This is a genomic window from Limisphaerales bacterium (assembly GCA_014382585.1).
In the GTDB taxonomy this organism is placed as follows: Bacteria; Verrucomicrobiota; Verrucomicrobiia; order Limisphaerales; family UBA1100; genus JACNJL01.
Genome location: JACNJL010000031.1, coordinates 1 through 12,170, shown reverse-complemented (window position 1 = coordinate 12,170; position 12,170 = coordinate 1). Strand labels below are relative to the sequence as shown.

9 protein-coding genes are annotated in these 12,170 nt (G+C 58.0%); 5 read left to right on the top strand and 4 right to left on the bottom strand.

The window, feature by feature from the left end; genetic code table 11:
* Positions 1-45: 45 nt before the first annotated feature.
* Together H8E27_05805 and dnaG are read left to right on the top strand one after the other, a co-directional pair.
* Positions 46-1,719 carry a tetratricopeptide repeat protein gene (locus H8E27_05805; protein ID MBC8325122.1) on the top strand — a complete coding sequence of 558 codons (1,674 nt, stop codon included), beginning with the start codon at positions 46-48 and terminating at the stop codon, positions 1,717-1,719.
* A 16-nt stretch (positions 1,720-1,735) separates the two neighbouring features.
* Positions 1,736-3,520, top strand: a complete 1,785-nt coding sequence (dnaG, locus tag H8E27_05800) for a DNA primase (GenBank protein ID MBC8325121.1) — start codon at positions 1,736-1,738, stop codon at positions 3,518-3,520.
* Between the two features lie 50 nt (positions 3,521-3,570).
* Here dnaG and H8E27_05795 read toward each other — a convergent pair whose 3' ends face one another.
* Together H8E27_05795 and H8E27_05790 are read right to left on the bottom strand one after the other, a co-directional pair.
* Entirely contained in the window at positions 3,571-7,347 is a 3,777-nt protein-coding gene (locus tag H8E27_05795; protein MBC8325120.1) for a PSD1 domain-containing protein, read from the bottom strand.
* A gap of 88 nt (positions 7,348-7,435) precedes the next feature.
* Positions 7,436-8,851, bottom strand: coding sequence for a DUF1501 domain-containing protein (locus tag H8E27_05790; GenBank protein MBC8325119.1), 1,416 nt, complete (start codon positions 8,849-8,851; stop codon positions 7,436-7,438).
* 230 nt (positions 8,852-9,081) lie between these two features.
* Between H8E27_05790 and H8E27_05785 the strand changes: the two genes are divergently transcribed.
* The 3 genes from H8E27_05785 to H8E27_05775 all read left to right on the top strand — a co-directional run bounded on the left by H8E27_05785 (position 9,082) and on the right by H8E27_05775 (position 11,365).
* On the top strand, positions 9,082-9,528 hold the full coding sequence (locus tag H8E27_05785; GenBank protein ID MBC8325118.1) for a hypothetical protein: 447 nt from the start codon (positions 9,082-9,084) through the stop codon (positions 9,526-9,528).
* Positions 9,529-9,882: 354 nt separating this feature from the next.
* The gene (locus tag H8E27_05780) at positions 9,883-10,341 is read left to right on the top strand and encodes an arsenate reductase ArsC (protein MBC8325117.1); all 459 of its coding nucleotides are present in this window, start codon (positions 9,883-9,885) and stop codon (positions 10,339-10,341) included.
* Between the two features lie 37 nt (positions 10,342-10,378).
* On the top strand, positions 10,379-11,365 hold the full coding sequence (locus H8E27_05775; protein ID MBC8325116.1) for an alpha/beta hydrolase: 987 nt from the start codon (positions 10,379-10,381) through the stop codon (positions 11,363-11,365).
* A 94-nt stretch (positions 11,366-11,459) separates the two neighbouring features.
* Here the strand turns inward: H8E27_05775 and H8E27_05770 are convergent, their stop codons facing one another.
* On the bottom strand, positions 11,460-11,936 hold the full coding sequence (locus tag H8E27_05770; protein ID MBC8325115.1) for a TerB family tellurite resistance protein: 477 nt from the start codon (positions 11,934-11,936) through the stop codon (positions 11,460-11,462).
* 72 nt (positions 11,937-12,008) lie between these two features.
* Positions 12,009-12,170 (bottom strand): flagellin (locus H8E27_05765; GenBank protein ID MBC8325114.1); only part of this gene is annotated, 162 nt, incomplete at its 5' end.

Sequence of the window (12,170 nt, the reverse complement as noted above, 5' to 3'; positions counted from 1 at the left end):
GTGTATTTGCGAACATGCTCAGCCGCAAGGCTAACGAAAATTTCTATGGGAACGAGACAAAAATGGGCTGGGATCATGCTGCTGCTGGCCAGCTTATGGTTCGGTGTCGGCTGTACGCCTCCCGGCGCGCGCGCGATGCTCGAAGGCCGCGAACACCTCGACGGCAACCGGCCGCAACAAGCGGCCGCGGCTTTTGAAAAAGCCACGCGACTTTTGCCGGAGGATTGGCGGACGTGGAATCATCTCGGCCTCGCGCTGCACCGCGGCGGCAAGCACGTCGACGCGGGCAAAGCGTATCAGCACGCCATCAAGCTCATGGGGCAGGATCGGATGCTCGGCAAGCGCGAGGGATCGCATGTCTTATATTTTAACATGGGGCGTTTGTACATGGATGCCGGCCAACCAACCTACGCGCGGCAGCATCTCAGCACCTACGCGCAACTGGAATCCAATCCCGCTGCCCACTATTGGCTGGCCGAGGCGTGCCGGCGAGACGGGCGGCTGGATGAAGCGGAATTGGAACTCGGCCGCGCCTTGGCGCTCCAGCCGGATTCTGCCCGCACACTGAATCGTTTGGGCGTGGTGCAGCTCGCGCGTGAGCAGCCGATGAAAGCCTTGGACAGCTTCCGCGCCGCGTTGCAAAAACAGCCGAACTATTCCGCCGCGCAGTTGAATCTCGCCATTGTGATGCATCGGCACGCGCTGCCCAATGTTTCGCAGCCACGCGTACAGGCGCTGGCGGCATATCGAAAATATTTGGAGATGAATCCCAAAGGCCCGCAGGCGGTGCAGCGCATTGTGGCGGACTTGGATCGCGAATTGAATCCTGTGGCCGTGGCGGCTAATTCGCCCACCAACACCGTGGCGGGCTATGAACCTCCGGTGCAGGTGAACACGAATGACGCGACGTTCGTAGTGCAGGCGGTATTTCCACATGGTGGTAAATTCGGCCATGTGGTGACGACCAATGCTGTGCCGCCCCGCCGCGTGGCTCCGCCGCCGGTCACTGTGACTGCGACCAACGTTTCCGTCGTGGCACCGCCCGTCCCCAAACCTCAGCCGGTAATTCCAGATCCACCTCAACCGCCTAAGCCACCCAAGCCGGTGCAAGTGGCCAAAGTGGATCCTCCCAAGCCGCAGCCGCCCACGCCACCTGTTGCCTCGAACCCTACCGTGGCAGAGGTGAAGTTGCCCAATGTGCCGGGTATTGATCGGTATACTTATCAAAAACCCAAACGGCCCTCGGGAGGGGATCGCGAACAGGCGCGCGAAAAATTTAATCAAGCTTATCAGGCTCATCGGCAGAACCAGTTGGAGGATGCCCGGGCCGCTTATCGTGAGGCGTTGAAGCTGGATCCGAGCTATCAACAGGCGCATCAAAATCTTGCATTGGCAATTATGAGCAGCGGCGATGTGAAGGCCGCGTTGCCGGTTTATGAAATTGCGCTCTCGCTGAACCCGCTTTCGATGAACGCCCGCTACGGATTTGCCCGGGCATTGGATCGGGCGAAGTATCCTTTGGATTCCGCGGGCGAATATGAAAACCTGCTCAAGATGTATCCAACGTACACGCCAGGGCACCTCGAGCTGGCCAATCTGTATTCGCAAACACTTCAGCGCGCCGATCTCGCCCGGACACATTATCGCCGCGTGCTGGTGCTGAAGCCGACCCACGCACAGGCGCCGGTGATTCGTGAGTGGCTGGCAGCCAATCCCTAATGCCCTGATTGGCGCTATGGCCCGGTTGATTCCTGATAACACCCTCGAACAGGTGCGCGCCGCCAGCGATATCGTCGAAATTATCGGTGGCTATTTTCCCCTCAAGCGCGCGGGCGGCAATCACGTGGCGCTCTGCCCCTTTCACAAAGAAAACAGTCCCAGCTTCAACGTCAATCCGCAGCGGCAAATTTATCATTGCTTCGGCTGTCATGCGGGCGGTGACGTGTTTAAGTTCATTCAGGAATATGAGCACATTGGGTTTGTGGATGCAGTAAAACGGCTGGCCGAGCGGGCGGGCATTCCGCTGGAACTGGAGGATGACCCGCGGGCGGGTGAGAAGCGGCGCGAAAAAGATGCGCTCTTAAAAGTGCACGAACAACTCGCCAAACGCTGGCACAATGTGTTGCTCAATGACGCCGCCGGACAACCGGCACGCGATTATTTACAGGCGCGCGGCGTGAGCGCCGAAGCGGTGGAAGCCTTTCGGCTCGGCTTCGCGCCGGGCGATTGGGAGGACACGGTGAACTGGGCCAAAGCGCAACAGCACGAGCCGCGCGTGATGGAGCAGGCCGGTTTGGTGGCGAGCAAGGACGGCCGGCAATACGGTCGCTTCCGTGCGCGGCTGATGTTTCCTATTCGCGATGAACAAAGCCGTGTGATTGGTTTCAGCGGGCGCGTATTGGAGGCGGATGTGAAGGGCGCAAAATATGTGAACTCGCCCGAAACCCCGATTTTTCACAAAAGCAAAGTGATTTATGGTTTGGACAAAGCGCGCCGCCCGATTATTGCCGCCGAGAGCGTACTCATCTGCGAAGGCCAGCTCGACACCATCGCGTGCCATATGGCTGGCATTGAAAATGTGGTGGCGCCGCAAGGCACCGCGCTCACCGCGGACCACGCGCGCGTGCTTAAGCGTTATGCCAATGAAGTGATTTTGTGTTTTGATTCCGACACCGCCGGCCAAACCGCCGCCGTGCGGTCGCTCGACGGCTTGCTCGATAGCGAGCTGGCGATTCGGGTGATGACTGTCCCTGCGCCGCATGATCCGGATAGTTTCATCCGCGAAAAGGGCGCGGACGCGTTCCGCGCATTAATGGAAGCGGCACCGGGATTTTTTGATTTTTACCTGCAATATCTGGTCACCGAAAATGACACCGGCAGCGATCGTGGCCGGCAGGCGGTCATCCGAGCGATGGGCGAGGCGGTGCGAAAAACGCACGACGCCGTGCTGCTTGATCGCGTGGTGCAACAAACCGCGTTGGCCGTGGGCGCGTCCGCCGAGGCGGTGCACGCGGAGTTTGCGCGGTTGCCGAAGGAGCGCGTGAATCGTCCTCGGGAGGAGGAAGTTTCCCCGGCGGTGATTTCCACTGAACCTCCCTCGCGAAAGGAGGAATGGCTGTTGCGCCTGGCTTTTCACGAAGCGGAAGGTGCGGTATATGGCGAATGGGTGGCGGCGCAGTTGAACCCCGAATGGGTGGAGCACGTGGGCGTGCGGCACATCCTTGAACGTGCGCCTGCGCTGGGAATGAACGCCGGCGCATTGGTGCCTGAGCTGGACGAAGCCAACGCGCGCCTGCTCACCGGCGCCTTAGCCGCAGATGATCCCATCCCAAATCCCGCAACCCAATTGGCGGATTTGGTAAGCCGCCTGCGTGCGCGGTATCTCGACCGGCGTTTGGCCGAGCTGACGCGATTGACCGCCCAACCTAATTTGCCGGAAGCAGAATTGCTTTGCGTGTTGGAGGAACAAAAAGAAATCCGCGCACAAAAACAGAAAGCCCTGCCGCCGGTGGCGGGGTGAATTCGTAGCTTCGTCCGCCTGTGGACGCGCACAGCGCGTCGCTATCCAACTTAATCCACGAAGGCGATCTCGTTGGAGAGGAGGAGGACTTGGACGTATTTTTCCCAGGCGTTGAGGGGCTTGGGTTTATAGGTGGATCCGAGAAATTCGCTGGAGGCTTGCCAGGAAGTGATTTGGAGTGAGCCGGCTTTATTGTTTATGGCGTCGGCGATTTCTTTTTTGATGCTCACGGTGGGGTTCCAAGTGAACTGATCCTGTTGGGGATTCTCCAAGCCATAATTGCGTTTGGTGCTGGCGAGCGCTTTGGGGTCAATGACCTTGCCGCTGTATACGATGAAGTCGATCGTGTCGCCGCGTTTCACTGTGAGGTTGGAGAGATCTGTGCCGCGTGCGGTGCGCCGCACGTCGCTGCGCCACAATTCTTTGCCGAGGCGGGCACCGCCGTTGGCCACTCGGCTATGAACGATGACGCCGGTGATGCCATCCCACACTTTGTCATCATAAAACTTGCGCAAGACTTCGTTCATTTTATCTTTGCGGGCGGCTTCGGCGGTGTCGTCGAGTTTATGTTCAAGCCTGGCTCGGACATCCACAATGGTGTCGGTCGGGGCCACCCAGCGGCGGATGACGGCTACATTGGGGTGTGAACCGGGATGCCCGCCGGTGGCGGTGAGCTCGAGTGGGCCGAACTGCGGGCTGTTGCCTTTCCAAACTTTGCCGTCGGTGAAGGGGAACTGGAAGAATTTGATGGAGTAGAGTTTGTTTTTCTCATTGTAGCGATCGGCTTGACCGTAGCCGTTATACCAAGTGGGGGTACTTTTCATTGCCCCGGTGGTGACGCCCCCGGTTTGTTGCTGCAAATAACGCACGCCGAGTTTGAGTTCGATGGGTTCGGGTGCGCGCTGATAGATCATGTTGTAGAGCGCAGTGATGCGGGCGCGGTCATCCTGGATGGAGGTGAATTCCTTGCGGTTAACGAGTTGATGCGCGAGGTCCGCCACCATCGGGCTGTTCATCATGAAGAGTGCCTGTTGGGCGACGGTGGAAGTGAATCGCTGGCCAGCGGTTTTGTCCGGGTTGGCAAAATCGAAGGTCTTGAAAACTTCGTCGAGGTTGCGGCGGTCGATGAGGGCGTAGACGGTGCGGCGATAGTTGGGGGAGCCGCCGGTGAGGCGCAGCGGTTTGCCGCCCATGGCGAGGTCGGCCTTGCCGGATATGGAAAGCATGCCGTCGCGGAAGGCTTCGAAGTCCAGCCGGCGGCGGTCCATTTTGTAGTAATAAATGTTGTTGGGATCCTTGATGCTGTAGCGCGGGTTGTCATCACTGGTTTGCTGGTAGGTGTTGGACATGAGGATGTGCTTGTGCAGCGTTTTCATGGACCAGTTATGGGTGGTGAAATACCAGGCGAGGTAATCGAGCAGCTCGGGGTGAGAGGGATCCATGGCGCGCACGCCGAATTCGCTGATGGAGCTGACGATGCCTTTGCCGAAGTGGAGCATCCAAATGCGGTTCGCCATCACGCGTGCGGTGAGTGGATTTTCCTTGCTGGCTATGGCTTTGGCGAGTTCGAGGCGGCCACTGGTGTTTTTGGGGAAGGGTTTGCGATCGTCGCCGGAGAGGATTTCCAGAAATTGGCGGGGCACTTCCTTGCCGCGTTGTCCGCGGTTGCCTTTGATCATAATGCGCTCGTTGCGTGGGGCGCCATCCACGAGCACCATAGCCAAAGGAGGCGAGCCGGGGTGGTCAATTTTGAGTGTTTCAATTTTGGATAGGAAGCGATCGCGTTCTTCGTTTTCGAGTCCGCGGTCGTTGCGTTTAAGTTCGTCGAAGGTGGATTTGCAGGGATGCCCTCGCTCGAAAATCACGCGTCGGATTTCCTCCATCTGGATTGCGTAATCTTTGCCAAATTGTTTGTCGTATTCCACGCCGAATCGTTTTTGGGCATCGGCCATACTTTTTGGAGGGTCCATCTGTTCACCGGGTTTGCTTTGGGCGCGTTGGGCAGTGAATTGCTGGATGGCAAACCGCCATTGCTGATCGGCGAGTTTAAACATAGCGTCATATCGCTTCATAACTTCGCCCATATTGGCGGGGGGATTGTTGAGTGGGAAATATTTTGCCACGATGGGGTTGATGCGTTTGGCGCGTTTATTTTTCGGATCGGGCTTGGCGAGCAATGGGCGTAACTTGGCTTGGGCTTTGGTGAGCTCGGCGGAAATGAAGCGTCCGGCGGCGTTGGTGGATACGTTTCCGTAGGTGACCCACGGGCCAAACACGCGGTCGTCCTCCTTTTTTCGCCGCATATAATTTTGCCAGGTTTCGCCGACTTCCGACTTGAGCTTGATTTTGCTCTTAGCCTTTTTATCGCCGGTGGCTTTTTGCATGAGTTTGTCGAGTGTGCTCTCGAATTCTCGGCGTTTGTCGCGCACGCGGATATCGTTTTTGGTATACATATGAGTCCAATACATATATGAAGCGATGAATTGGCGGGAGTTGTTGTTGTTTTCGTATTCTTTTTGCAGACGGTATTGTTTGTGGTCGGCGGTGAGCGTTTTCAGCTTGGATTGATATTCGGCAACGTCGGAGCGACCTGCGTAGGTGCCATCGCCACCGCTGGTGGATCCGGTTGCCAGCACGTAATCCTTGAGCTTTGTCTTGTCGTCGGGCTCACGGGAGCTATTGAATACGCCGTAGAGTGAGTAGTAATCGGCAGTGGGTACTGGGTCAAATTTGTGATCATGGCAGCGGGCGCAGTAGACGGCGAGGCCGAGGGTGCCGCGGGTGAGCACGTCGATGCGATCATCGATGATTTCCTCGTTGTTGCGGTCGCGACGGCCCAGCGTGAGGAAGCCCATAGCGGCGAGGTCGCCGTGATTGGTTTTTTGCTGGTCGGCAGCGATTTGTTCAATGAGAAATTTGTCGTATGGCTTGTCTTCGTTCATTGAGTTGATGACCCAATCGCGATAGGTGTAGGCGTAAATGTAGCGGGATACGTTGCCGCGGCGATTGTCCGAGCCAGTGGTGTCGGCATAGCGGGCGACGTCCAGCCAATAGCGGCCCCAACGTTCGCCATATTGCGGGCTGGCGAGCAGGCGGTCGATGACTTGTTCGTAGGTTTCCTGTCCGCTGGTGAAGCGCTGAATGTCTTCGTAGCTTGGGGGAAGGCCGATGAGGTCAAAATACACGCGGCGTAGGAGTGCCCATTTTTCCGCCGGGAGCGAGGGGACCATATTTTGTTCTTCGAGGGATTTGAGGATGTAGGCGTCGATGGGGTTTTGGATCCAGCCTTTAAGTTTGCCGTTAAACACATATTCGGGCAGGGGCGGCGTGGGGGTTTTTACTTTATGAAATGCCCAGTGGGCTTTTGCTTTTTCCCGGTCGGACTGCGTCTTGATGACGCCGGCGGATTTGCCGGTGCGTGGATCGGGCGCGCCGCGGCGGATCCAGCTTTCGAGTTCGGAAATCTGCGCGTCGGTGAGGGGGTCTTTGTTGGAAGGGGGCATCGGGTCGGCGAGGTTTTTAATGCGCTTGATGAGGATGCTTTTCCCCGGATCCCCCGGCACGACGGCCGAACCAGTATTGCCTCCGGCGCGTGAGCCGCCTTTGCTTCCAAGGTCGAGCCCGCCTTTGGTGGCACCGTCGCCGTGGCAATTGTAGCAGTTGTCTACGAGGATGGGCCGGATTTTGGCTTCAAAATATTCCTGATCTGCCGGCGAAATTTGCTGGGCGGATGCGGCGGAGGTGAGGCAAATCAAAACGACCGCGATCAGTGGGATGAAGGCGGCCGGTTGGGTTGGGTTGAGTGTGCGGGTGAGGTTATTTTTCATAGCACAAATTTTCTTCAATCGCATTTATTTGCATTCAATTGCGTTTAGTTTCCTGTCCCGCAATTGGCACGGGCATGGTCAAAATAGGCTACGCGATCACGCCTTCCACAACTTGGCCCCCTTGCGGCAGCGTGCGGGTGGGCTGGGTGAGCCGGAAATCCCGGCCGCCGTTACGGAAGTTAAGCTTTTCGTGGTCGAACCCAAGTTGATTGAGAATCGTGGCGTGCAAATCTTTGACGTGGACTTTGTTTTCCACGGCCGATCCTCCTAGTTCATCGGTGGAGCCGTAGCCGATGCCGCCTTTGATGCCGCCGCCGGCGAGTACGGTGCTCATGCCGCGCGCGTTGTGGCTGCGTCCGCCGCCACCATCTTCGGTGGGGCTGCGGCCGAATTCACTGGAGATATAAACCAAGGTATCCTCAAATAGACCGCGTTCCTTGAGGTCATCCATCAACGCGCCCACGGCGGGGTCGAGCTGTTGGGCATTGCGTGCGGCGCGATTGGCGATGCCGTTGTGGAGATCCCAGCCGCCTTGGTTTACCTGAACGAAGCGCACACCGCGCTCGAGCAAACGCCGCGCGATGAGTAGCTGCCGGCCTTGGCCGTTGTTGCCGTACTTGGCGAGGGTCTCGGGTTTTTCGCCGGCGATGTCAAAGGCTTCGCGGGCATCGGTTTGCATGCGGTAGGCTAGCTCGAAGGTGTTGATGCGGGCTTCCAACGCGCCTTCGGCCTGTCGCTTTTGTTTGTGAATCTCATTGAGTTTTAACAGCAGGTCCAGTTGCTTGCGCTGATCATTTCGGCTGGCAAAGTCGCTCTTAATATTTTTGATGATGTCTTCGATTTTCGTGTTATTGGAATTCACGAAAGTGCCCTGAAACGCGCCGGGTAAAAAGGCGTTGGTGAAGTTGCGCGCGTCGGGCGCGTTGCCGGGGCTCATGGTGATGAAGCCGGGTAGGTTTTGGTTTTCTGTGCCGAGTCCGTACAGCGCCCAACTGCCGACGGCGGGGCGGATTTCCTGCATCTCGCCGGTGTTCATCATATAAGTGGCCGGGCCGTGCGCGGGGGCATCGGTGTAGAGCGAGCGGATGATGGCGATGTCATCGGCGTGTCGGCCGATGTTGGGCCAGATTTCGCTCATCTGCAGGCCGCTCTTGCCGAACTTCGGAAACTTGAAGGGGGAGGCGAGTAGCTTGCGGTTGCCGCGTTGCATGCCGCCGCTCTTGTTCAGCTCCGGTCGCGGATCCCACAAATCCATATGCGGCGCCGCGCCCTGCAAAAAGACGTGCAACACGCGCTTGGCTTTGGCCTTGTTCGGCGGTTGTTTGGGAGCCAGCGCACCTTTGCCGCTATCTTGGGCAAATCCCTGCTCAGCCATCATACACGAGAGCGCTAGTGCGCCAAAGCCGCCGCTTGTGCGTGTGAGCCATTGGCGGCGGTTTAAAAACAAATCTTCGGTGCGTGCCGTGTGGTCGGCGCGGTTATAAAGTGGGTAATCTTGATTCATGGGCATAAGGTTTCCGAGTTGTAGTTTTCCAACGCAGCTTCTTTATTAAGCATACCACGAAATGGCGAACACGCAACGGAAAATCGCCGAATTTTCAAAAAAAACAGGGGGGGCGCACTGGGCCTTCCACGGTTGGTTATCCTGCTCAAACGGGTGTGGTTGGGTATAAGTTTTCTGTCCACTCAACAACGTGGCATTGAGTTTTAGCCCTGCGTCGTTACGGTTTCGCCATGCGAGGAATTGCAGTTTTTTTTGTTGGCCTCATCGCCATCACTTTGCTCGGGTGCGGCTCCCTGAGCCGCGGGCCCGGCCTCATCAAAGTGCTGCCGCATTATCTAGATGAGCACGGCCGCCATACCGTCGGCGTTACCCTTATCGAGCGCGATCTTTACCAACTGGAACTCCGCAAAGATCCCAAGGCCGTGCACGGTGTGCGTTACAATGTCAACTGGCGCGGCAACGCGGAAATGCTCGTTCGCCTCGAACTGCGCAGCACCAAAGCCGGCGTCGCCCCGCTCACCCTTGAGCAAACCGCCACGCCCGAAGGCGGCGACACGTGGACTCCCATTCTCATCGATTTGGTGAGTTACAAAAAATTCGGCCAACCCGAATCCTGGCGCGTCACCCTCTGGCAAAACGGCGAGCAAGTCGCCGAGCAAGCGTCGTTTCTTTGGTAGGGGGCGTTTGTGGGCCGGGCCCTAAATGGTTATCCCCCAAACCCCCGCCATTCACCGTACCCCAGTCAAGCTGCGGATAACCCTCCAGCAGTTTAAAATAACTCAATCGTGCATCCGCAACCCGCCGCGCGTATAACCTAAATCACGAAAGCGGCTGTGCCCGCACGACACGGGACGACCTGGGCGGCTCCAGCCAGCTTTCGCAGGGAGGCCGCGGGACCGCCCGATGCCGAAAAACTCAACCGGTCCTGTCCACACCTACACCCACCCCCATACACCCACACGGCATCGGTGCGTCCGTGCGCGGGTTGAGGGTTGAGTAATGAGGGTTGAGTGAATATCGTTCGCGCGCCAATGCCACTCTCAACGCTCAACCCTCAACCCTCAACCAAACTCATCCTCATCCTTTGCACCGGCAACAGCTGCCGCAGCCATCTCGCTGAAGGTATCCTGCGCGCCGCCGTGGGCGATGCCGCCACCGTGGCCAGCGCGGGATCGCACCCCGCCGGTTTTGTTCACCCGATGGCCATCGAGGTGATGGCCGAGATCGGCATCGACATCAGCGGCCATGCCTCCAAACATTTGGATCAGTTTTTAGAAAAAGAAGTGCACACCGTCATCACCGTGTGCGGCAATGCCGATGCGGCTTGCCCCAATTTCCCTGGCCAATCCGCAAAACATCATTGGCCCTTTGATGACCCCGCGAAGGCCGAAGGTGCCGAGGAAGAAATTCGTGCCACCTTTCGCCGCGTGCGCGATGAGATTCGCGTGAAGTTTGAAGCGTATGCGCGGAACCTGGCCGCTGCCCGTTGAGCTTGCCAATCCGCAAACGGGCGCACTTAATTGCCCTGTGAATTTTCGTAAACGGAGTTTGTTGTTGCCGACGATTGCATTAGCAGTGCTTGCGGCGGGTTGCCGTTCCACTCCCAAACCGTGGCGGCCGGAGAAGTTGGGCGTACTTGGGATACTCGGCAAACAATGGCAGGGGCGGCCCATCGAGCCTTCGGCCACGTTTGCAGATGTTGCTTACGGCACGGATGCGCGGCATCGGCTGGATTTTTTCCAAGCGCCCGGCGAGGGGCCGCGTCCGCTCTATGTTTTTTTTCATGGCGGCGGCTTCAGCGTGGGCGACAAGTGGGGGCTGCGTTCCGATGTGATCCGCGCCTTTCACGCACGCGGCATTTCGGTGGCTTCGTGTAATTATCGGCTCGCCCAATCCGGGCCGTTGCCGCAACCGCTGCACGATGGCGCGCGGGCAATTCAATTTCTGCGCAGCAAGGCAAGCGAATGGAAAATTGATCCCCAACGCGTCGCCGCCGGAGGCCATTCCGCGGGCGGGCTGATGGCGTTGTGGCTGGCTACGCACGATGATTTGGCAAACCCCACCAGCGACGATCCCATTGCCCGGCAGTCCACCCGCCTCACCTGTGCCGCCACCAGCGATGCGCCCACCAACCTCGACGCCACGGTGGTGTTCGGATGGTTCGGCGTGAACAACCTCAAGGAATATCCGAGCACCAAAGATTGTTTCGCAATCCAGTCGCTCGACGAACTCACCCATCCGCACGTGATCGCCTTGGCGAGGCGATGCTCGCCCTACTATCACGTGAGCGCTGATGACGCGCCGGTTTTTCTCAGCCACACGCGGGCCAAAGATCCCGTCACCGAACGCACCCGCCCCAACTCATGGGTGCACCACGCCCTCTTCGGCCTTAAGCTGCAGGAAAAAATGCGCGCCGCCGGCGTGGAATGCGTGGTGCATTACAAACACGGCCCCATACCGGAAAATTATAAAGACGGCGTGGACTTCGTCGCACAAAAATTCGGCCTGAAATAAATTGGCTGAAAGGAATTAAACGTTGGTGCGAGTTGGCACGGTGTGGGTAGGGCGCGCTCTCCGAGCGCGCCCCGGCGGTTCCGGAGAAACCGCTCTACCTCTCCTTCGGTCGCCCCGCTTGTTTGGCGCGGATGAAATCTGAGTGGTCCAGCCGCAGCAATTCCGTGGTGCGGCGGATGAGGTGCTCCTCGTATTTATCCAAATCCCCATCGGCAAACGCCACGCGCCACATCGCCGTCAGCATCGCGCACTTTTGTTCGCGCGTGCAGCGTTGATTGATGAGATGCGTGTACGGAAATAAATCCGTGGCCCCCTCCGTCTCCGCCTTCGCCTGATCGAGCAGCGCCGTCACCGTCGCGCGCTTCAGCCCCAGCTCACTTTCCAGCGCGCGCAAAACCGCCTGCGTCTCCGCCGGATCATCCTTATAATCCGCCTCCGCTACCTCCAACAACAACGCCGCGCAAGCCATATGCAATTGCTCCGGCGTAATCTCCGGTTCCACCGTGCCACCGGTTGACTCTGATTCCGGCGCTTCAGCGTTCCCCCCAAATAATTTACCAAAAAATCCCATACGCGGAAAAGCCTACCGATAAAAAAAGAAAACGTCCACCGAATGTAGTCCGGGCCGGTGGCCCAGGCTACATTAGCGACTTAAGCCTTTCAACAATTGCAATGCCATTCGGGGCAGACTATTGGCTTCGGTCAGCATTTGGGTGCCGGATTGCACGAGGATTTGGCGGCGGGCAAATTCGGTGGCTTCCACCGCCACATCCACATCGGTGATGCGGCTTCTGGCGAGGGTGAG